This window comes from Duganella aquatilis, from assembly GCF_009674565.1.
Lineage (GTDB): Bacteria > Pseudomonadota > Gammaproteobacteria > Burkholderiales > Burkholderiaceae_D > Rugamonas > Rugamonas aquatilis.
Map to the genome: position 1 here is coordinate 1 of NZ_WKJL01000008.1, position 21246 is coordinate 21246.

Below are 21246 nucleotides of genomic sequence, written 5' to 3' on the forward strand. Positions count from 1 at the left end.
GCCGGCGCCGGTGTTCGCGCCGCCGCTGGCGGTGCCGATGGGCGGACCGCTGGCCAATGACCACGCGCCGCTGGCGCCGCCGCCCCGGCTGGTCAACTCGCCGGCCGCCGCCGGCGAAGCCAGCATCTTCAATATGGACGGCCTGATGCGCGTGATGGGCAAGGACGCCAAGGGCCGCAGCGCCATGTTCAAGATGGTGCGCGGCGCGCTCGACAGCGGCATGGAACCGGTCGACCAGGCCGCCGTGGCGCTGCGCGAAGGGCGGCTGCGCGACGCCGCCAGGCTGTTCCACGGCCTGCGCGGCGCCGTCGGCGTGCTGGGCGCCAAACGCCTGATCGACGCCACCATCGCCGCCGAAGACGCCATCGCCGAGCAGCGCGAAGACGAGTTCGACAGCCGCTGCCAGGCCGTGCGCAGCGAACTGGAACAAACCCTGGCCCTGGCCCGCGCCTGGCTGGACCGCCAGCAGTCCTGATCCCCCTCGAAAGTCCGCCGCCATGCCCCGGGCGCCATGCCTGGCCGCATGGTTTTTAGGCGTTTACGCAACAGTTTTCACGCTGCGCCGCACTTCTATAAATCATATTGATAATAATTCGCATTTACGTTTCAGAATTTTATTGTTACAATATTTCCCACTAAATTTACTCTCGACCGGCAAGCCAGACGCAGCATGAACACAGTTTCAGTGCGCAGCCAGCCCTCTCTTTTTTAACGAAAGAAGCACATGGCAATGATCAAAAGTCGCAAACATGCGCAAACGCGCTTTAACCAACACATGAGCGCAGCGCTGGCTGCGATGCTGCTGCCGGTGGCAGCCCAGGCCGCCGACGCCGTGCCGACCGAAGCGGACGCCCAGGCCAAGCCGCAGACCATGCAGGAAGTGCAAGTCAACGGCGCGCGCGAAAATGATTTCAAAGCCGAACGTGCTTCGTCGGCTAAATACACGGAAAAACTGGTCGACACCGCCCAGACCCTGACCGTCATCAAAAAAGAACTGATCGAACAGCAAGGCGCCACCACGCTGACCGAAGCGTTGCGCAACACGCCGGGCGTCGGCGCCTTCTTCCTCGGTGAAAACGGCTCGACCAACACCGGCGACGCCATCTACATGCGCGGCTTCGACGCCTCCGGCAGCATCTACGTCGACGGCGTGCGCGACGTCGGCTCGGTGGCCCGCGACACCTTCAACATCGAACAGATCGACGTGCTGAAAGGCCCGGCCGGCACCGACAACGGCCGCAGCTCGCCAACCGGCTCGATCAACCTGGTCACCAAGCAGCCACAGCTGGAAAACGCCTACCAGGCGTCCGTCACCGGCGGCAGCGGCAAACAGAAACGCGGCACCGCCGACATCAACACCGTGATCGACGCCGACAGCGGCACCGCCTTCCGCCTGAACGTGCTGGACCAGGACAGCGGCAATCCGGCGCGCGACGTGGTCAAGAACAAGCGCTGGGCCATCGCGCCATCGCTGGCTTACGGCCTGAACAGCCCGACCCGTGTCTACCTGGACCTGCTGCACGTCAAGCAGAACAACATCCCTGACGGCGGCGTGCTGACCATCGGCCTGCCTGGCTACACCTCGCCGGACACCACCCGTCCATTCCTGACCAACGCCCGCCCGGTCGATCCGAAGAACTTCTACGGTTCCACCCTGGACCACGACGATGTCAAAGCCGACATGGTCACGCTGAAAATCGAACACGACTTCGCCGGCGGCGCCAAGCTGGTCAACACCAGCCGCTACGGCAAGACCACCGAGAACTACCTGCTGACCTCGTTCATGGCAACCGCCGCCAACCTGGTGACGCCAAACGTCAGCGATCCATCGACCTGGACCATGAAGCGCACCAACATGACCTTCAAGGATCAGGTCAACGAAATCGTCGCCAACCAGACCACGCTGACCGCCGACATCACCAGCGGCGCCATCAAGCACACGCTGGTCGGCGGCATCGAGTTCACCAACGAGAAGCAGACCAACTACACCTGGGCGGCCACCGGCGGCACCGCGCTGCCACCGACCAGCATCTACAATCCGAACCCGAACGCCGCGGTCAACGTGACCTACGCCCGCACCGGCGCCACCGGCAACGGCAGCACCAACACCGAGAGCGTCTACCTGTTCGACACCGCCAAGATCGGTTCGGACTGGATCATCAACGCCGGCGTGCGCGTCGACCACTACAACACCACCTACAACGCGGTCACCGTGCAGGCCGCGGTCACCGCGCCGGCGCCGCAGCTGATCCCGGTCGGCACGCTGCTGGGCAGCTCGATCGAGAGCGGCGACACCCTGTTCAACGGCAAACTGTCGGTGGCCTACAAGCCAACCGCGGACAGCAGCGTCTACGGCCTGGTCGCCAGCTCGAAATCGCCTCCTGGCGGCACCACCTTCACGCTGAGCAGCGCCGCCAACAGCGCCGCCAACCCGAACTACGATCCGCAGACCACCACCAACTATGAAGTGGGCACCAAGTGGGATCTGCTGCAGCAGAAACTGTCGTTCACCGCCGCCGCCTTCCGCACCGAAGTGAAAAACGAGATCGAAGTCGATCCGACCAACCCGGCCGTGTACTACCAGAACGGTAAAAAACGCGTGCAAGGTATCGAACTGGGCGTGACCGGCGAGATCCTGCCGAAATGGCTGGTCAGCGCCGGCTACACCCACCAGTCGACCAGCGTCGAATCGGGCAAGGTGGTGACCGCCAACGGCGAAAACCAGCTGAGCTACACGCCTAAACAGGCGTTCACGCTGTGGACCTCGTACACGCTGCCGTTCGGCCTGCAACTGGGCGGCGGCGCCCGCTTCAGCGACAAGCTGCTGCGCGGCACCGACGGCGCCATCGGCACCCCGGCCTATGCTGATTCGTACTGGGTGTTCGACGCCATGGCGGCCTACCCGATCAACAAGAACATCGACCTGCGCCTGAACGTCTACAACCTGGGCGACAAGGACTATGTGCAAGCGATCAACAAGTCGGGCTACCGCTATACCCCGGGCGCACCGCGCTCGGCCAGCCTGACCGCCAACTTCAAGTTCTAAGCAACGGTCCCCGATTCCGTTGCCAGCCCCGCCGTTATGCGTAACGGCGGGGCTTTTTGCTTTCGAGGAGTTTCATCATGATGCTGCACATTCCCGGCGTGCTGACGGCGCAGCAGGTGGCCGACATGCGCCGCCGGCTCGACGCCTCGCAATGGATCGACGGCCGCGCCACGGTCGGCGAGCAGGGCGCCAAGGTCAAGCAGAACCGCCAGTTGCCGGAAACCGCGCCGCTGGCGCTGGAACTGGGCCAGACCATCCTGGCCGCGCTGAACCAGCACCCGCTGTACTTTTCGGCGGTGCTGCCGCTGCGCACCATTCCGCCGCTGTTCAACAGCTACGCCGGCGGCGAGCACTACGGCGCACACGTGGACGGCGCGATGCGCCGCATTCCCGCCAGCGGCGACTGGGTGCGCACCGATGTCTCGACCACGGTGTTCCTGTGCGATCCGGAAGAGTACGACGGCGGCGAGCTGATCGTCACCGATGCCTATGGCGAACATGAGGTGAAACTGCCGGCCGGCGACGCCATCGTCTATCCGTCGACCAGCATCCACCGGGTGGAGCCGGTGACGCGCGGCGCCCGCGTCTGCTCGTTCTTCTGGACCCAGAGCATGGTGCGCGACGACATGCGCCGCAGCCTGCTGCTGGAACTGGACCAGAATATCCAGAGCCTGCGCGCGCGCCTGGGCGACTGCCCGGAACTGGTCGGCATCACCGGCCACTACCATAATCTGCTGCGGCAGTGGAGCGAGGTCTAGGCAGCCACGTCAACCACCCACACCACGCCGAAACGGTCCTTCAGCATGCCGTACAGCGGCGACCACTGCGACGGCGCCAGCGCATGCACAACGGCGCCGCCTTCCGCCAGCTTGCGCCATAGCGCGGTGATTTCGTCCGCATCGTCGCCGCGCAGCGAGACGAAGAAGGCGTTCTCGCCCTGGTTCCACGGCATGGCAGCCGGCACGTCATACGCCATCACGCGGAAGCCGTTGGCGGCCACCACCTGGCCCCAGATGACGTGCTCGGCATCGGCGGGATCCTGCACGTTGCCGGCCTGCGCATAGGTGACCAGCGCCAGCTCGCCGCCGAACACGGCGTGATAGAAATTCAGCGCCGCGCGCGCCTGGCCGCGCAGGTTGATGTGGGTAACGGTGGTGACGGACATGGGTAACTCCCTTTCTTGGTTGAGCAAAATCGCTGGTGCTACTATAGCCAGCCCTACTGCCACTTTTTGTCAGCTGCCATGTCCCGTTCCGATCGCCTGTTCAAGCTGCTTCAAGCGCTGCGCACCCTGCCGGCGCCCGTCACGGCCAGCCAGCTGGCGCGGGAAACCGGCGTGTCGCTGCGTTCCATCTACCGCGACGTGGAAAGCCTGCGCGCGGCCGGGGCGGAAATCGGCGGCGAGCGCGGTTATGGATATTGTTTGGTGGAAGACGGCACGCTGCCGCCGCAGAAGTTCAGCCGCATCGAGATCGAAGCGATTGCGCTGGGCCTGGCGGAAGTGCGGCAGATGGGCGATCCCGAACTGGCGGCCGCCGCCGCCAGCGCGCTTGGCAAGGTGGCGGCCACGCTGCCGTCGCTGAGCCAGCAGCATCTGCTGCATGCGATTTCGCAGGTTCATCACTTTGAGGCGCGTCCGCCGGTGGCGACCGACATGCAGCTGATCCGCACAGCCTGCTGGCGCGAGCAGGCGCTGGCGATCCGCTACCGCGACCGGACGCAGCAGGTCACCGAGCGCGAGATCTGGCCGCTGGCCATCGTCTACCTGGAGGGCATGCTGGTGGTGCTGGCGCGCTGCTGCCTGCGCAAGGACTTCCGCATCTTCCGCGCCGAACGCATGCTGTCGGTGCGGATCAGCGGCGACAGCTTCCGGCCGCAGCGCGCCGCCTTGCTGCGCAACTACCTGGCTAAGCTAGCGCCTTCAGCTGGCCCTTGAACACGGCGCCCAGGGTCTGCGCCAGGAACACCACGATGGTCAGGCTGGCGATGGCCAGGATCACCAGCGCGATGCCGTCGGTCACTGGATTCGCGGCGTGGCCGGCATAACGGATCGCCGCGCCAGCCGAAGCCGCCAGCGGGAAGCTGGCCGCCCACCACGACACGCGGAACGGCGAGCAGTGTGGCAGGTGGCGCAGGCGGCCCAGCAGCACCGCCAGCACGAACAGCATCAGCATGTACAGCGCCTGCGCGAACAGGTCGATGCCGCCGGTGGTGGTGACATAGGCGCTGAAGCCAACCGCGAACGGCGCCACCAGGATCAGCAGCGAAGGCTGCAGCGCCGGCGCCAGCGCTTCCTCCTGCGCCAGCCGCTGGAAGATCAGCGTGAACAGCGGCACGGCGAAGAACAGGCCGACCGCCAGGCCGAACACCATCACCTCGTGCAGGCCCTGCCATTGCAGCTGCGGCACGGCCAGCGGCACATCCAGCATGCCGACCACCGGCACGATCCAGGCCGGCGCCACGTGGGTCGGCGCCTGCCGCACCGTCATCCAGCGCAGCACGATCAGCCACGCCAGCGCCGTCATGCCAAGCGCGCGCAGCACCCACGACAAGCGCGCCAGCGCCAGGCTGTAGTCGGCCAGCACGAACGGCAGCAACAGCAGGCTGATCATCGGCGTGCCGAACAGGTTGGCGGCGATGGGATGGTTGAATTCGGCGCGCACGGCATCCCGGCCGGTCCAGGCCTTGACGCCGTAGGCGACGACCAGCGCCACGAACGCCGCGACGGCCGCCACGCCGATCGCCTGGCTGATCCACAGCGGCGCGCCGAAATGCTGATGCGCCAGCCGCCAGGCGACCGACAGCCCGGTCAAGCCCATGACGCCGCCGAAGATGCCAACCGGCAGGTAGGAAAGAGGAGTGGAGTCGTTTTGCATGATCGGTCAACCTGTAAAAAGGATGGTTGCCATTGTCACGCCCGCCACCGCCGCTGACGATGCTCCGAAGGCTAGAGTTTTTGCTCTCCCGTCTCAATCGCTACATCAGCCCAGTAGCACCGAGCCAGCCTTGCCTGGCCGCTCGGCATGGCGCACCGCGTCCGCCACTTGCGCCAGCTCGTACACGGCGGCGGCGATGAAGGCGGTTGGCTGGCTGCGCGCCAGATGCAGCGCGGTGTCGATGTCGGCCGCGCGCACCGCATCCGGCAGCGACGGCCAGCGGCCGACCGAGACGCCGTGGATGGTGATGCCGCGCGTCGAAAACGCCAGCGCCGGCACGGTCAGCGCCTCGCCCGACAGATCGCCGTACGACACCAGCGCGCCACCGTCCGCCAGCATCGCCGTCAACATGCTGGCCACTTCGCCGCCGACCGGATCGAGCGCCACCCGCACGCCGCGCCCCTGCGTCATGGCGTAGACGCGCCGGCTCCAGTCGCGATGCTGGGTGCTGACGAACTGTACGCCCGGCAGCTGCGCCGACAGGATGCGGATCGCATCTTCCGAACGCACCACGCCCAGCGGTACATAGCCGTGCGCCAGCAGCAGCGTGGCAGCGAGTCGCGCCACCAGTCCGCCAGCGGCGCTGAGCGCCACCACGTCGCCGGCCTGCGCGCCGGCCGCCTGCACCGCCCGCAGTAGCAGGGCCGCCGTCAGCGGCGCCACGTGCAGCTGGGCCGCCGCCGCATCGGAAATGTCGTCCGGGATGCGGGTCACCACGCGCACCGGCGCCAGCACCTTGTCGCTCCAGGCCCAGCGCGCCGGAAAGAAGGCCACCCGCGTGCCCGGCGTCAGGCCAAGCACCGGATCGACGCCGGCGCCGACCGCTTCGATCACGCCCATGCCTTCGAAGCCGGGGCGCGCGCCGTCCGGTCCCACCGGTGCGGTGTTGCCCGGCGCGCGGTAGCGGCCGCGAATGCCGAGCAAATCGCCCGGATGCACGGGCCGGCTGAGCACGCGGATCAGCACTTCGCCAACGCCCGGCGGCGGCAGTTCCGGCGCTTCGGTCAGTTGCAGGACGTCGGCCGGTTCGCCGTACTGGTGGTAGATGATGCTGCGCATGGCGCTTCCTTTACCGGAGTTTGGCGAAGCCGGCGCGCAGCTCGGCGGCAAACAGCGCCGGCTGCTCGAAGGCAGCGAAGTGGCCGCCGCGATCCACCTCGTTCCAGTAGATCAGCTGGGGATAAGTGGCCTCGCCCCATGAGCGCGGCGCACGGTAAATCTCTTTCGGGAACACCGTCACCGCCACCGGCAGATCCAGCCGGCCGCCGGAAAAACTCGACGGCGAATTTTCCCAGTAGATGCGGGCCGACGACGCCGACGTGTTGGTCAGCCAGTACAGCGAAATATCGTCCAGCAGCTCGTCGCGCGTCAACACGCGTTCGACGTCGCCGCCGTTGTCGCTCCAGGCCTGGAATTTCTCGTAGATCCAGGCGGCCTGGCCGACCGGTGTTGAACTCAGCACTTCGCCAACCGTCTGCGGCCGCGTCGACTGCTCGTTGAAGTAGCCGTATTCGCCGCTGAGGAAACGGCCCACGCCGTCCACCGCGCGCTGCTCGTCGGCCGACAGCGTGGCCGGCATTTTTTCCGGGAACACGAACTGCCAGTTCAGGTGGATGCCGGCCAGGCCCTGCGGCTTGACGTGGCCCAGCGCGGTGGTCACGCCGGCACCCCAGTCGCCGCCCTGCGCCACCCATTTCGTATAGCCTAGGCGCGCCATCAACGTGCCCCAGGCCTTGGCGATGCGCACCACGTTCCAGCCCTTTTCGCGCGGCTTGTCGGAAAAGCCGAAGCCGGGCAGCGATGGCACCACCACGTGGAAGGCGTCTTCGGCCTTGCCGCCGTGCGCGGTGGGGTCGACCAGCGGGCCAATCACTTTCAGGAATTCAAACACCGAACCGGGCCAGCCGTGCGTCAGGATCAGCGGCAGCGCGTTCTCATGCTTGGAGCGCACGTGCAGGAAGTGGATGCCGAGGCCATCGATCTCGGTGCGGAACTGCGGGAAGGCGTTCAGCTTGGCTTCGGCCCGGCGCCAGTCGTAGCTCTGCTGCCAGTAGCGCGCCACATCCTGCATGCGCTTGAGCGGCACGCCCTGAGACCAGCCGGGACCGGTTTCGCGATCCGGCCAGCGGGTCAGCGCCAGCCGCTGGCGCAAGTCGTCCAGCAGCGCCTGCGGCACTTCGACATGGAACGGCGTGACGGCGCTGGTGGCTGGCGGCAGCGCCAGGCCTGGCTGCGCCGGATGGGCCGGCAGCTTGCCGGTCAGCAGGGCGCGGCGCCCCGGTTGAATCTGTGATGCTTGCATAAGGTTCTCCTGCGATCAACGGATGGTGGCGAAGGCGCGGCGCAGCTCGGCCGTGAACAGCGTCGGCTGCTCGAAGGCGGCGAAGTGGCCGCCGCGCGCGGCCTGGTTCCAGTAATACAGCCTGGAATACACGCGCTCGCCCCACTTGCGCGGCGGCTGGTACAGCTCGCCGGGGAACAGGCTGACCGCCACCGGCAGGTCCAGCTTCTGCGTCGAAAAATCGGTGCTGAAGCTTTCCGCGTACAGGCGCGCCGACGAGGCGCCGCTGTCGGTCAGCCAGTACAGCGAAATGTTGTCGAGAATCTCGTCGCGCGTCAGCACCGATTCCGGATCATTGCCGCTGTCGCTCCATTCGCCCAGCTTTTCGTAGATCCACGCGGCCTGCGCCACCGGCGAATCGGCCAGCGCGTAGCCGATGGTCTGCGGCCGCGTGCCCTGCAGCTTGGCGTAGCCGGACTTGGCGCCATCAAACGCCACCAGCTGCGCGATGGTGGCCTGTTCCTGCGCATCCGGCGCGCCGTCCAGCGGCGGCGGGAACAGGATCGGCAGGTTCAGGTGCACCGCCGCCAGGCCTTGCGCATGCTGCTTGGCCAGCCAGGTGGTGACGCCGGCGCCCCAGTCGCCGCCTTGCGCCACCCATTTCGTGTAGCCCAGGCGTTCCATCAGCACGCTCCAGGCGCGGGCGATGCGCGGCAGGCCCCAGCCGCCCACCTCCGGCTTGCCGGAGAAGCCATAGCCGGGCAGCGACGGAATCACCACGTGAAAGGCGTCTTCCGCCTTGCCGCCGTGCGCGGTCGGATCGACCAGCGGGCCGATCACTTTCAGGAATTCGAAGATCGAGCCGGGCCAGCCGTGCGTCAGCACGAGCGGCAGCGCGTTCGCGTGTTGCGAGCGCACGTGCAGGAAATGGATGTCGAGGCCGTCGATATTGGTCTTGAACTGCGGCAGCGCGTTCAGCGCCGCTTCCGCGCGGCGCCAGTTGTAGCCGTGCCGCCAGTACTCCACCAGCGATTGCAGGCGTTGCAGCGGCAAACCTTGCGACCAGTCCGTCACCGTTTCCTGTTCGGGCCAGCGCACCAGCGACAGGCGCAGCTTGAGGTCGTCCAGCGCCGCCTGCGGCACGGCGACCTTGAAGGGATGGACGCCGGCGCGCGCGGCGGGGCGCTCGAAGGCGATCTTGCTGACGTCGATACGCGCTTCGGCGCTCGCCGGCAGCACGCTGGCCAGGCCGCCCGCCGCAGCGGCGGCGGCAATGCCGCGCAGGGCGGCGCGGCGCGAGGAATCCGGCATCGGGAACTGGTCCATGGCTTACACCTGCGCCAGGCCGCCGTCGACAAACAGCTCGGCGCCGTTGACGAAGCTGGCGTCGTCGGAGGCCAGGAACAGCACCGCCTTGGCGATTTCCTCCGGCTCGCCGACGCGGCCCAGCGGCACCTGGGCGGCCAGCATATCCAGCAGGCCTTGCTGGGCGGCGGCGTCCGGGCCGGCCAGTTCCACCAGGCCCGGCGTGCGGATCGGGCCAGGGCTGACCACGTTGATGCGGATCGCGCGGTCCTTCAGGTCCAGGATCCAGCTGCGCGCCAGGTTGCGCACGGCGGCCTTGCTGGCGCTGTAGACGCTGAAGGCCGGGGTGCCGACGATGCCGGCGGTGGAGCTGGTCAGCACCACCGAGGCGCCCTTGCCCAGCAGCGGCAGGGCGTTCTGCACGGTGAAGATCAGGCCCTTGACGTTGCGGTCGAAGGCGTCGGCGATGTGTTCTTCGCTGATCGCGCCCAGCGGCGCCATCGAGCCGCCGCCGGCGTTCACGTACAGCACGTCGATGCGGCCGGCCTGTTCCCTGATGGTGTCGAACAGGCGCTTGAGGTCGGCGCTGCTGGAGGAATCGGCCTGGATGCCGGTGGCGTTCGGGATGCCGGCGGCGGCTTTGTCCAGCTCGGCCTGACGGCGGCCAGTGATGAAGACGCGCGCGCCTTCCGCTGCGAACAGCTGGGCCGTGGCCAGGCCGATGCCGCTGGTGCCACCGGTGACGACCGCTATTTTGCCTTGAAGCTTGCTCATGATCCGACTCCTTGATGTTGGGTTAGTTGATGGAATCCAGTGTATTTTGTCCATCCAACTGTGTAAATTGGCCGATAGTGGAATCACTATCCATGTAGATGTACAATCGCATCTTCTGACGGGAGCGCCATGGATCACTTGTTAGCCTTACGCATGTTTGTACGCATCGCCGAAGCCGGCACCTTCGGCAAGGCGGCCGACCAGCTGGCCTTGCCGCGCTCCACCGCCAGCAAGCTGATCCAGGATCTGGAACAGCATCTCGGCGCCAAGCTGATCCACCGCACCACGCGCTCGATCACCGTCACGCCGGAAGGCGCGCAATACTACGAACGGGCGCGGCGCCTGATCGCCGACCTGGAGGAAATGGATGCGGCGGCGCGCCAGACGCGCGCGCAACCGCGCGGACGGCTGCGGGTGGACGTGGGATCGATCCTGGCCAACCAGATCCTGCTGCCGGCGCTGCCGGCGTTCCAGGCCGCCTATCCCGATATCGAACTGCGGCTGGGCGTCAGCGACCGGCCCACCGACCTGGTGAGCGAAGGCATCGACTGCGTGATCCGCGGCGGCGCGCTGGCCGACACCACGCTGATCGCGCGCAAGCTGTGCGAGATGGATTTCATCACCTGCTGCCATGCGTCCTACCTGGAGCAGTACGGGCGGCCGGCGCATCCGCGCGACCTGGAACAGCAGCACCGCGTGGTCGGCTACTTTTCTTCGCTGACCGGCAAGGTGTTTCCGCTGCGGTTCGCGCAGGGCGATGAGACGCTGGAGGTCAGCGCGCATGCGGCGGTGGCGGTCAACGAAAGCACGGCCCATCTGACGGCCTTGGGCGCGGGTCTGGGCATCGGCCAGACCTTTGCGTGGTTCGTGCGCGAGCAGGTGGCGCGCGGCGAGCTGGTGCGCATCCTGGAGGACTGGCAGCCGCCGCGCCATCCGCTGCACATCCTGTATCCGCCCAACCGCCACCTGAACGCCAAGGTGCGCGTGTTTGTCGACTGGGCGGTGCAGGTGTTTGCGGCGGTGGACGCGCGCGTCAGTCGAGGAATTCGCTCAGATACCTGAGCAGCTGCTGTCGGCGATCTTGACCACGCGGTGATTGCTGCTCTTGGCCGCCAGCGTGCTTTTCAGCCAGCCATAGCCGGGACCGCCGACCGCCAGCACCGGCATCTCCAGCGGCGCATACGTGCCGTCGTCGAGAATGTCCTGCGGGAAGGCCTGATACCAGGCGTCGCCGGCGCGGATGGTGTCGCGGCTGGTGTAGGCGTGGCGGTAGACGGCGCGGTCGAGCGCATCGAGCTTGCTCTCGTCCTGCATCAGGTAGCGGAACATCCAGGCCTGTTCCAGGCCGATGCGGCCTTCCAGCAGATCTTCCGGCAGCAGCGGCCACTTGGCCAGCGCCGCGTCCGGATGCGCCACGTCCACCATCACCAGCCGGCGCGTGGCCTGCGGATAGTTGGCGGCAAAGCTGAAGGCCACCATCGAGCCGATGTCGTGGCCGACGATGTCGACCTTGTCATAGCCCAGCTGTTGCACCAGCGCGTGGATGTCGGCCGCCAGGGTTTTCTTGTCCTAGCCGCCGGCCGGCTTGTCGGAACCGCCCATGCCGCGCAGGTCGACTGCGGATAATCGCCGACGCCCCCTATATGGCAGAGTTCGCGCAAGCGAATCGCCGCTACAATCAATTGCTGCACACTACGGGAGGCAGCATGGGGCAGCACATGACCTTGGGCAGGATGGGGATTTCGTCGATACGCGTCCTGATCGCGGACGATCATCCGATGATGCGCGCCGGCATAGCCGCCACGCTGCGCGCGCATGCGCAGGTCGATATCGTGGCCGAGGCCGCCGATGGCGAGGAAGCGGTCGAACTCTACGACCGCACCCGGCCCGACGTGGCGCTGATCGATGTGCAGATGCCGCGCATGGACGGCCTGGAAGCGATCAGCGCGATCCGCGGCCGCCATCCGGACGCGCGCCTGATCGTGCTGTCTACCTACTGCGGCGACGCCCGCATCGCCGCCGCGCTGAAGGCTGGCGCGCAAAGTTACCTGATGAAAAACGTCCCCGGCGCCGAACTGGCCGCCACCGTGCGCGAAGTGCACGAGGGCTGGCACATCCTGCCGCAGACGGTGCGCCAGTCGATCTCGTCGCAGTACACCGGCAGCGGGCCGTCGCTGCGCGAGCTGGACGTATTGAAGCTGGCGTCGTCCGGCAAGTCCAACCGCGAGATCGCCTCGGCGCTGATCATCAGCGAAGCCACCGTCAAGGCCCACATGAGCACCTTGCTGATGAAGCTCGGCGCCTCCGACCGCACGCACGCGGTGACGCTGGCGGCGCAGCGCGGCTTCATCGACCTGTAGCGTTTATCCATGGTGCTGGATGGTGATGCGACCTTCGTCCGATGACAGCGCGCCGCCGGCAGGCCAGACTGCCTCACGTTATCAACCAAGTGAGGAAGCGCCATGTCGGAAAACGAAACCATCATCCGTGAACTGTATCGCCGCGCCGAAGTGCAGGACAGCGCCGGCTTTACCGAGCTGTTTGCAGCGGGCGGCTATTTCTACGATGTCTCAGCCGGCCAGAAATATTTCGGCGCCGATATCGGCAAGACCGTCGACATCTACGCCACCGCCTTCCCCGACATGCACCGCGCGCTGGAAGAGGTGATCGTGATGAACGATGTGGTGGTGGTGCAGCTATCGCTGAACGGCACCCACAAGGGCCCGCTGGTGCTGCCGGCCGGCACCGTCGAGCCGACCTTGCAGACCATCCATGCGCCATGCTGCGATGTGTTCCGTCTCAAGGACGGCAAGGTGCTGTCCTTCGACTGCTACACCGCCGCCACCGTGCTGTTTGCTCAGTTGGGCATACTCGGCAACTTGTCGGCGGCCTTGCGCGCGTAGGCGCGCCGCGCCGGCAGCCGCAGCGTGACGGTGGTGCCCTGGCCGGCCACGCTGCGGATCTCCAGCGCGCCGCCGACATCGTGCGCGCGCTCGCGCATGCCGGTCAGGCCGAAGTGGCCCGGCCGATGGCCGCGCTCATACACCTCGGCGGCCATACCGCGCCCACAGTCGCGCACCTGCAGCGAAAACTGCGCGCTGGCGTGGCGCAGTTCGACCGTCACCTCGTCGCTGCAGGCGTGGCGGAAGGCGTTCAGCAGCGCCTCGCGGCCGATGGCGTAGGCTTCCGCCGCCGCCGCCGCGCGCAAGGGCTTCGGCGTGCCTTTCACCGTCAGTACGAAGCTGGCGCCGTGGCGCGCCGCCAGAATATGCCCGAGGCCGGACAGCGCCGCTTCCAGGTCGCCGCTCAATTCATGGTTGAGACGCAGCGACAGCACCTGCTCGCGGCCCTCGCCCAGCACCTGGTCGGCGGTGTCGAGCGCGGCGTCGATCTGGGCTTGCACCGGGTCGTCCGGCGGCAGGCCGTGCTTGATCAGATTGAACTGCATCATCAGCGCCTGCACGCTTTGCAGGAAATTGTCGTGCAGCGCGCGGGCGATGCGTTCGCGTTCGCGCAAGCGCTCACGCAGGCGCTCGCCGATGCGCGCCGTCACCAGGGCAAGACGCCACCAGTACAGACCGCCGGCCAGCGCCAGCGCCAGCACGCCGCACAGCAGCTTGAACCACACGGTCTGCATGAAGGCCGGCTCGATGCTGAATTCCAGCGTGGCCGGCGTCGCGCTCCAGACGCCGTCCTCGTTGGCGGCCAGCACTTCGAAACGGTAGCTGCCCGGTCCCAGGTTGGTGTAGAACGCCGCGCGGCGGGCGCCGGCGTCGCGCCACGCCTGTTCCTGGCCGATCAGCCGGTAACGGAACCGCACCCGCTCGGGAATGCTGAGGATGGCGGCGGTGAACTCGATCTCCAGGTTGCTCGAATGCTGCGGCAGCACCAGGTCGGCGCGGGCGTCGTACTGGCGCTGGTCGGTGCGCAGCGTGGTCACCTGCGCCGTCGGCGCCTGCGGGTTGTGCGCGATGTTGGCCGGATCGATCCAGCCGACGCTGGCGGAGGTGGCGTACCACATGCGGCCGTCGGCGGCCTCGCTCAGCACCGCCAGCGGCCGCACCTGCGACGGCTGGCCCCGGTAGCCATCCAGATTATCGAAATGGTCGACGCGCAGCCGGCGGCTGGCCAGGCCGGACGCCAGGTCGGCGGCGGCCACCCGCGTCAGGCCGTCGGCGCCATGCAGCCACAGCTCGCCCTTGCGGGTGACGACCATGGCGGAAGCGCCGCGCAGCGCCTGGCCGTCGGCATCGTGCAGCGGCACGAAGCGCTGGCCGTCCAGCAAGGCCACGCCCTGGTCGCCGCTGACCAGCAGCTGGCCGCGATAGCTGAGGATGGCGGCGACGTTGCCCACATCCAGGCCATCGGCGGCGCCATACTGGCGCAAGGCTGCGCCGTCCAGCACCGCCAGCCGGTTCGAGGTGTAGCCGAACCAGACGCGGCCCTGCGGATCGGCATGCAGCGACACCGGCGTCAGCTTGGTCAGCGCGGCGATGCCGCCGCCGGCCTGCCATGCGCCGTCGCGGAACACGTAGGCGCCGTTGCGCACCATCGACAGCCACATGCGGCCGCTGCGATCGACCGCCATGTACTGCACGTCGCTGCCCTGCAGGTTCGGCGGCAGCGGCCACTGGCGCCATGCGCCATGTTCGCGCTGCCACAGCATCTGGCCATTGCCGAACCACAGGCTGCCGTCCGGCGCCAGCATGCTGGCGGTCATGTTGCTGAGCGGCGTCTCGATCCGGCTGCCGTCCGGCCGCAGGCCGAAGGTCGCCACATCGTAATCGCCATCGGTCTTGTGGTTGCTGATCCAGACGGTACCGTCCGGATCGGGCTGGACCGACATGGCGCGGAACATGCGCGTCGGCAGCGGCACGGCGGTCAGGCGCGATTCGCGGATGCGGTCGACGCCGTTCTCGGTGGTCAGCCACAGATTGCCTTCGCGGTCGTCCAGCGTGTTGTAGACCTGCTTGCCGCTGAGGTTATTCAGGCCGGCAAAGGTGCGCAGCGGCCGCATGTCCGGCCCCAGCAGCGTCAGGCCGGCGTCGTTGTTGACCCAAATCGCGCCGCGCGCGTCGAGGAAGGGATCGAGCGGCGGCACGTCCGGCGGGAACTGCAAGGGCGCGCTGGCGCCGGTGAGCGCGGCATACCGGAAGAACTGGCGCGCCTGGTTAACCAGCAGCACGTCGCCGTTGGACAGCAGGGTATGGATTTCGATGCCTTGGCCGCCGGCCACCTTGCGGAAGCGGTGGCTGCCCGGCGTGTTGCGATACACCCCGGTCGGATGGTCGGCCAGGATGCTGCCATCGGGCAGGGCGGTGAAGTAATGGACATTGCCGGGAACCAGGCCGTCGGCCGCTTCGACGTAGCGCCAGTGCGCGCCATCCAGCCAATACAGGCCATCGGCGGTGGAGCACCACATGGTGCCGTCGCCGCTGCGCACCACTTGGTAGATGGTCCGCACCGGCAGGCCTTGCTCGACGCCGTAGTGGTGCGCCTGGCCATGGTCGAACACGCTGACGCCGCCAAAGCTGTAGCCGACCCACAGCGCCGAGCCGACCGCCAGAATCGCATTGGTGTTCGACGAGCGCAGCTTGTTGCCATCGATGGCGGTCAGGCGCTCGAAGCGGGCGCCGTCGAAGCGGTAGACGCCGTCATTGGCGGCAAACCACAGCATGCCGCGTTGGTCCTGCGTGATGCCGAACACCGCCGTCGGCGCGCCCTCCTGCTTGGTCCACGCCTTGTGCACCATCGAGCTGTGCCAGTAGGGACGTGGCGGCGGTTCGGCCGCGCTGGCGCTGAAGATCAGCGCGGCCGGCAGAATGAGGCGCAAGGTGCGTAGCGTGGCTCGGAAAGTCATGCGGAAACCTGAAAGGGAACCCGCTATTCTAGCGCCTTGCCGCTGACTATTGTTATGCAATTTATACGGATTTACATCGGATAGCGCTTGCGCAGCGCATATGGCCGACTATATACTTCGCATACGTTTCATATATGGAGATACAAATGGGCATTGTCAACATCGACGACGAATTACACGACCAGCTGCGCAAGGCCAGCGCGGTGGGCTGCCGTTCGATCAACGCGCAGGCGGCGTTCTGGATCAAGATCGGCATGCTGTGCGAAATGAATCCGACGCAGAGTTTCAACGACATCCTCGGACGCGAGCTGCGCGCCGCCGGTGTCGATGCGCAAACGCTGAGGACGGTGTCGGTATGACCAAGCGGCCGGAAGAACTGGCGCTGATGGCGGAGGCGGGCCGGCTGCTGGCCAGCGTCTTCGGCCGGCTCGACCAGCTGCAGCTGATCGGCATGTCGACCATGCAGGTCAACGACCTGGTCGACAGCTTCATCGTCAACGACCTGCAATCGCGTCCGGCCAGCAAGGGCCAGTACGGCTACGCCTACGCCCTGAATGCGTCGCGCAACAGCGTGGTGTGCCACGGCGTGCCGTCGGCGGACGAGATCCTGCAGGACGGCGATATCGTCAACTTCGACATCACGCTGGAAAAGAACGGCTACATCGCCGACTCCAGCAAGACTTACCTGGTCGGCGCCGTGTCGCCTGAGGCGCGGCGACTGGTGCAGGTGACGTACGAGGCGTTATGGAAGGGCATCCGGGCGGTGCGGCCGGGCGCCCAGCTGGGCGACGTCGGCTATGCGATCCAGCGCCACGCGCAGCGCAACGGCTATGCGGTGGTGCGGGAATACTGCGGCCACGGCATCGGCCGCGAGATGCACGAGGCGCCGCAGGTGCTGCACTGGGGCCGGCCGAAAACCGGCCTGATCCTGCGCGAAGGCATGGTGTTCACCATCGAACCGATGCTCAACCAGGGCGAGCGCAAGGTGCACACCGAGGCAGACGGCTGGACCGTCGTCACCTCGGACGGCCAGCTGTCGGCCCAGTTCGAGCACACGGTGGCGGTCACCCGCAACGGCGTGCAGGTGCTGACCCTGCGGCCCGACGAGACAATCGCTTAACGGACGTCGAGCAGCTCGACGTCGAAGATCAACGTGGCGTTCGGCGGAATCGGACCGGCGCCGCCTTCGCCATAGCCCAGGCTGGCCGGCACGATCAGCGTGCGCTTGCCGCCCACTTTCATGCCCTGCACACCATCGTCCCAGCCCTTGATGACCTGGCCGGCGCCCAGCGCGAAGCTGAACGGCTCGCGGCCGATCGAGGAGTCGAACTGCGCGCCATGCTGCGACGGCGCGGCCGGCTGGTACAGCCAGCCGGTGTAGTTGACCACCGCCGTGGTGCCGGCCACCGCTTCCTTGCCGGCGCCGACCACGGTATCAATCTTCTGGAACGCCACCGCGGGCGTATCCGTCGCCGGCGCGGACGCTTGCGGCGCCGAAGCTTCCGGCGCCTTGGCGCGGTCGCAGCCGGCCAGGGCCAGCGTCAGGGTCAGGGTCAATCCGAGGGCGCAGGAGGAGAGCAGCTTGTTCATGTGTTCTTTCGTGTTGGTTATCGGTGCGTGATGCCGCCGCAGCATACACCACGCAGCCAAAAAATGATGGCCGGAAGCGAGGGTTTCTTGTCTCTTTCATCCGGTAAGCCGATTCTATAATGGTCCAACAAGCAACGAATCGGGCGCACTCATGACAAGCAAGACACGACCACCGCGCCGCAAGGTTCTGCTCCAGACCACCATTCCCACCACCGACAACGATTGGGCGATTGCCCGCTTCAGCCGCCTCAGCGAATTGCTGGCGGCCGGCTTCGACGTGCTGGCGCGCGACCGCGATCCCGGCGACGGCCCGGACAGCCTGCTGGCGCGCCTGGACAGCAGCGATATCGACGTGCTGTGGCTGATGGCGGTGGACACCGGCGCCGGCCTGCACGCCGCGGAATGCCAGGCCATCGAGCGCTTCCGCCAGCGCGGCGGCGGCCTGCTGGTGGCGCGCGACCACATGGACCTCGGCTCCTCGGTCTGCGGGCTGGCCGGCATCGGCGCCGCGCACCATTTTCATACCCGTAACCAGGAAAGCGACCGCAGCCGCCACGTCAACGACGATCGCGGCACGCCCTACATCCAGTGGCCCAACTACCATTCCGGCCGCAACGGCGACTACCAGCAGCTGACGGTCAGCGGCGCGGTACATCCGGTGCTGGCCGATCCCGCCTCGGCCACCGGCGCGATCCGCTTTTTCCCGGCGCATCCGCATGAAGGCGCGGTCAGCGCGCCGCCCGGCGAGCCGGCGCGCGTGATCGCCTGCGGCCACAGCCAGGCCAGCGCGGCGCGCTTCAACCTGATCGTCGCGTTCGAATGCAGCGCCGCGCGCGGCCGGGCGCTGGCGCACAGCTCCTTCCATCATTTCGCCGACTACAACTGGGACACCGGCACCGGCTGTCCCGGCTTCGTCAGCGAAGCGCCGGGCGACGGCATGCGCACCAATCCGGCGGCGCTGCGCGACATCCAGCGCTATGCCGTCAACGCCACGCGCTGGCTGGCCGGCGACTGACCCTTTTTTCAACCTGAGCGAGAAGAAGAACATCATGAACAAGCTGCTAAGCAAGGCCATCGAAGCACATGGCGGTCTCGACCGCTGGAATGGGTACAGCACGTTGTCCGCCCATTTGTCGCAGGGCGGCGTGATCTGGCCGCTCAAGGGCAAGGGCGGCATGCTCGACGAAGTGGACATCCGCATCCAGCTGCACCAGCCGTGGACCTCGCACAGCCCGTTCGGCGCGCCGGACCGCCGCACCGCGGTGACGCCACAGCAGGTCCGCATCGAAACCGCCGACGGCACGCTGATCGACGAAACGCTGGCGCCGCGCGCCTCGTTTGCCGGCCACCAGCTCGATACGCCGTGGAGCGATCTGCAACTGGCGTATTTCGTCGGCTATGCGATCTGGAACTATTTCACCGTGCCGTTCATGCTGGCCGGTGCGGGCTTTGCCGTGACCGAGCTGTCGCCCTGGGAAGAGAACGGCCAGGTCTGGCAACGCCTGCAGGTCACTTTTCCGTCCGGGCTGGCCACCCACAGCCCGGTGCAGACCTTCTACTTCTCGGCCGACGGCCTGCTGCGCCGCCACGACTACGACGTCGACATCAGCGGCGGCGCGCCGGCCGTGCATTACCTGTCGGAGCATGTGACGGTACAGGGCATCACCCTGCCGACCAGGCATCTGATTTACGTGCGCGACGTCGACGGCGGACATCAAGCTGAACCTCTGGTGGTATCGATCCATGCCAGCGCCATTCAATTTTCCTGACGCGGCGCCGGCCGCCGCCGTGTCGGTGCACATCGGCCACGGCGAATCGATCGCCAACGCCGGCCTGAGCGCGCTGCTGGCGTCCTCGCCGCAGGTGCGCCTGACGGCGGCGGCCGACGGCGCCGACGTCATCGTCACCGACTACGCCGACGCGCTGGCGCGGCTGGAGCACACCGCGCGGCAGACCGGGCGGGTGATGATCGTCAGCCAGCGCGAGCGCGAATGGGACATCCGCACCGCGATCTCGGCCGGCGTGCACGGCTACCTGCCGCAGCGCTGTGCCGAGGCCGAGCTGATGACGGCGGTGCAGGCGCTGGGCCACGGCCGGCGTTACTTCAATCCCGAGCTGCTGGAGCGGGCCATGCAGCACATGGCCAGCGACAGCCTGACGTTGCGCGAAAGCCAGGTGCTGGAATTGCTGGCCATGGGCTGCTGCAACAAGCGGATCGCCATCGCGCTCGACATCGGCGTCGGCACCGTGAAGACGCACGTCAAATCGCTGTTCCACAAACTCGGCGCCACCGCCAGGACCCATGCGGTGGTGCTGGCCACCCAGCGCGGCATGGTATCCTGAGCCGGCGCCAATTTTTCAGACTTTTTTCAGCCAGGGGCAGCAGTGACAGCAAGAGTCGCATTGGTCGTCTTTCCCATGTTTCACATTCTCGACTTGTCGATCCTGTCGGTATTCGGCATCGCCAACCATTTTGCGCCGGGCAGCTACGAGGTCGAGGTGGTGTCGATGACGGGCGGACTGGTCCACAGTAAATCCGGCGTCGGCATCGACACCGTGGCCTTCACCGACCAGCACTACGACACGGTGATCGTCGGCAGCACGCCCGGCCTGCCGACGCCCACGCCGGACATGGTGCAACAGCTGCGCGCGTCCGCGCGCAACGCGCGCCGCGTGGCCAGCATCTGCACCGGCGCCTTCATCCTGGCCGAAGCCGGCGTGCTCGACGGCCGCTCGGTGACCACCCACTGGGGCTTCGCCGAGACGCTGGCCAGCCGCTTCCCCAGGATCCAGGTGGTGCCCGACAAGATCTTCGTGCGCGACGGCCAGGTCTGGAGCTCGGCCGGCATGACCGCCTGCATCGACCTGGTGCTGGGGCTGGTGGAGGCCGACCTGGGCCACGCCGTCACCAAGCAGATCTGCAAGACCATGGTGCTGTACCACCGCCGCTCCGGCGGCCAGAGCCAGTTCTCGGTGCTGGCCGAGATCGATCCCAAGCAGGAACGCATCCGCCGCATCCTCACCTTCATCAAGGACAATCTGCGCGAGCCGCTGTCGATCCAGCAGCTGGCCGACCAGGTCAACTGGAGTCCGCGCCATTTCAGCCGCGCCTTCCAGGCCGAGACCGGCCTGACGCCGGCCAAGGCGATTGAAAAGCTGCGGGTCGAGGCGGCGCAGGCGCTGATCGAAAGCGGCCACACCTCGGCCGCCCGCATCGCCGACCAGACCGGCTTCGGCGACGACGAACGCATGCGCCGCGCCTTCCTGCGCGTGCTCGGCGTGCCGCCGCAAAAATTCGTCCGCGACTCGCGCAGCGTCAAGCTCGACGTCGGCCGCTGAAGCGCGCCATGATGGCCGGTTTTGCGGCTTTTTGGTCCGTTTCATTGCGCAAGCGCTCCGTATAATCTTTTCAACACCCCCGCCAAGAATGACCTGCGCATGCCCCCGACCGCAG

General features: G+C 67.0%; 22 protein-coding genes. 13 read left to right on the forward strand and 9 right to left on the reverse strand.

The annotated features are described in order from the left end of the window. The 3 genes from GJ698_RS12645 to GJ698_RS12655 all read left to right on the forward strand — a co-directional run. Positions 1–475, forward strand: a 475-nt coding sequence (locus tag GJ698_RS12645; protein ID WP_166454856.1) for an Hpt domain-containing protein, incomplete at its 5' end; no start/stop codon positions are given. A gap of 249 nt (positions 476–724) precedes the next feature. Further along, on the forward strand, positions 725–3046 hold the full coding sequence (locus GJ698_RS12650; protein ID WP_154357985.1) for a catecholate siderophore receptor Fiu: 2322 nt from the start codon (positions 725–727) through the stop codon (positions 3044–3046). A gap of 77 nt (positions 3047–3123) precedes the next feature. Next, complete coding sequence (locus GJ698_RS12655; RefSeq protein WP_154357986.1) at positions 3124–3804, forward strand: Fe2+-dependent dioxygenase; 681 nt, start codon at positions 3124–3126, stop codon at positions 3802–3804. Here GJ698_RS12655 and GJ698_RS12660 read toward each other — a convergent pair. Next, positions 3801–4211, reverse strand: a complete 411-nt coding sequence (locus tag GJ698_RS12660; RefSeq protein WP_154357987.1) for a VOC family protein — start codon at positions 4209–4211, stop codon at positions 3801–3803. The two genes, GJ698_RS12655 and GJ698_RS12660, sit on opposite strands and share 4 nt — an antisense overlap. A 78-nt stretch (positions 4212–4289) precedes the next feature. Between GJ698_RS12660 and GJ698_RS12665 the strand changes: the two genes are divergently transcribed. Further along, the gene (locus GJ698_RS12665; RefSeq protein WP_154357988.1) at positions 4290–4982 is read left to right on the forward strand and encodes a helix-turn-helix transcriptional regulator; all 693 of its coding nucleotides are present in this window, start codon (positions 4290–4292) and stop codon (positions 4980–4982) included. On the opposite strand, the gene GJ698_RS12670 is transcribed toward GJ698_RS12665, so the two are convergent. The 5 genes from GJ698_RS12670 to GJ698_RS12690 form a co-directional block, all read right to left on the reverse strand. Beyond that, positions 4954–5922 carry an SLAC1 anion channel family protein gene (locus GJ698_RS12670; protein ID WP_154357989.1) on the reverse strand — a complete coding sequence of 323 codons (969 nt, stop codon included), beginning with the start codon at positions 5920–5922 and terminating at the stop codon, positions 4954–4956. The genes GJ698_RS12665 and GJ698_RS12670 overlap by 29 nt on opposite strands. A gap of 105 nt (positions 5923–6027) precedes the next feature. After that, positions 6028–7041 carry a zinc-binding dehydrogenase gene (locus GJ698_RS12675; protein ID WP_154357990.1) on the reverse strand — a complete coding sequence of 338 codons (1014 nt, stop codon included), beginning with the start codon at positions 7039–7041 and terminating at the stop codon, positions 6028–6030. 10 nt (positions 7042–7051) lie between these two features. After that, positions 7052–8284, reverse strand: coding sequence for an epoxide hydrolase family protein (locus tag GJ698_RS12680; protein ID WP_154357991.1), 1233 nt, complete (start codon positions 8282–8284; stop codon positions 7052–7054). A 15-nt stretch (positions 8285–8299) separates the two neighbouring features. Further along, positions 8300–9589 carry an epoxide hydrolase family protein gene (locus GJ698_RS12685; RefSeq protein WP_154357992.1) on the reverse strand — a complete coding sequence of 430 codons (1290 nt, stop codon included), beginning with the start codon at positions 9587–9589 and terminating at the stop codon, positions 8300–8302. 3 nt (positions 9590–9592) lie between these two features. Further along, entirely contained in the window at positions 9593–10342 is a 750-nt protein-coding gene (locus tag GJ698_RS12690; protein ID WP_229259965.1) for an SDR family oxidoreductase, read from the reverse strand. Between the two features lie 129 nt (positions 10343–10471). Between GJ698_RS12690 and GJ698_RS12695 the strand changes: the two genes are divergently transcribed. Beyond that, positions 10472–11404, forward strand: coding sequence for a LysR family transcriptional regulator (locus GJ698_RS12695; RefSeq protein WP_154357994.1), 933 nt, complete (start codon positions 10472–10474; stop codon positions 11402–11404). Here the strand turns inward: GJ698_RS12695 and GJ698_RS12700 are convergent. Next, positions 11393–11875 carry an alpha/beta hydrolase gene (locus GJ698_RS12700; RefSeq protein ID WP_208023815.1) on the reverse strand — a complete coding sequence of 161 codons (483 nt, stop codon included), beginning with the start codon at positions 11873–11875 and terminating at the stop codon, positions 11393–11395. The genes GJ698_RS12695 and GJ698_RS12700 overlap by 12 nt on opposite strands. 173 nt (positions 11876–12048) lie before the next feature. On the opposite strand from GJ698_RS12700, the gene GJ698_RS12705 reads away from it, so the two are divergent. Together GJ698_RS12705 and GJ698_RS12710 are read left to right on the forward strand one after the other, a co-directional pair. Next, positions 12049–12702: a response regulator transcription factor gene (locus tag GJ698_RS12705; protein WP_208023816.1), complete on the forward strand. Its 654-nt coding sequence runs from the start codon at positions 12049–12051 to the stop codon at positions 12700–12702. A 102-nt stretch (positions 12703–12804) separates the two neighbouring features. Beyond that, positions 12805–13245: a nuclear transport factor 2 family protein gene (locus GJ698_RS12710; protein WP_154357995.1), complete on the forward strand. Its 441-nt coding sequence runs from the start codon at positions 12805–12807 to the stop codon at positions 13243–13245. Here GJ698_RS12710 and GJ698_RS12715 read toward each other — a convergent pair. Continuing rightward, the gene (locus GJ698_RS12715; protein ID WP_154357996.1) at positions 13200–16202 is read right to left on the reverse strand and encodes a sensor histidine kinase; all 3003 of its coding nucleotides are present in this window, start codon (positions 16200–16202) and stop codon (positions 13200–13202) included. The genes GJ698_RS12710 and GJ698_RS12715 overlap by 46 nt on opposite strands. 146 nt (positions 16203–16348) lie before the next feature. On the opposite strand from GJ698_RS12715, the gene GJ698_RS12720 reads away from it, so the two are divergent. Both GJ698_RS12720 and map read left to right on the forward strand, forming a co-directional pair. Then, positions 16349–16561: a ParD-like family protein gene (locus tag GJ698_RS12720; protein ID WP_154357997.1), complete on the forward strand. Its 213-nt coding sequence runs from the start codon at positions 16349–16351 to the stop codon at positions 16559–16561. Next, a complete protein-coding gene (gene map / locus GJ698_RS12725) occupies positions 16558–17322 on the forward strand; it encodes a type I methionyl aminopeptidase (protein ID WP_154357998.1) in 765 nt (254 codons plus the stop codon). Before GJ698_RS12720 ends, map begins: the two co-directional genes overlap by 4 nt. Here map and GJ698_RS12730 read toward each other — a convergent pair. Beyond that, positions 17319–17792, reverse strand: coding sequence for an FKBP-type peptidyl-prolyl cis-trans isomerase (locus tag GJ698_RS12730; protein ID WP_154357999.1), 474 nt, complete (start codon positions 17790–17792; stop codon positions 17319–17321). The two genes, map and GJ698_RS12730, sit on opposite strands and share 4 nt — an antisense overlap. Before the next feature lie 151 nt (positions 17793–17943). Between GJ698_RS12730 and GJ698_RS12735 the strand changes: the two genes are divergently transcribed. From GJ698_RS12735 to GJ698_RS12750, 4 genes are all read left to right on the forward strand, one after another. Further along, positions 17944–18807, forward strand: a complete 864-nt coding sequence (locus tag GJ698_RS12735; protein WP_154358000.1) for a hypothetical protein — start codon at positions 17944–17946, stop codon at positions 18805–18807. Positions 18808–18841: 34 nt separating this feature from the next. Then, complete coding sequence (locus GJ698_RS12740) at positions 18842–19561, forward strand: hypothetical protein (RefSeq protein ID WP_154358001.1); 720 nt, start codon at positions 18842–18844, stop codon at positions 19559–19561. Continuing rightward, positions 19536–20135 carry a LuxR C-terminal-related transcriptional regulator gene (locus GJ698_RS12745; RefSeq protein ID WP_154358002.1) on the forward strand — a complete coding sequence of 200 codons (600 nt, stop codon included), beginning with the start codon at positions 19536–19538 and terminating at the stop codon, positions 20133–20135. The genes GJ698_RS12740 and GJ698_RS12745 overlap by 26 nt, the downstream gene beginning before the upstream one ends. 75 nt (positions 20136–20210) lie before the next feature. Further along, on the forward strand, positions 20211–21131 hold the full coding sequence (locus GJ698_RS12750) for a GlxA family transcriptional regulator (RefSeq protein ID WP_154358003.1): 921 nt from the start codon (positions 20211–20213) through the stop codon (positions 21129–21131). Positions 21132–21246: the final 115 nt, after the last annotated feature.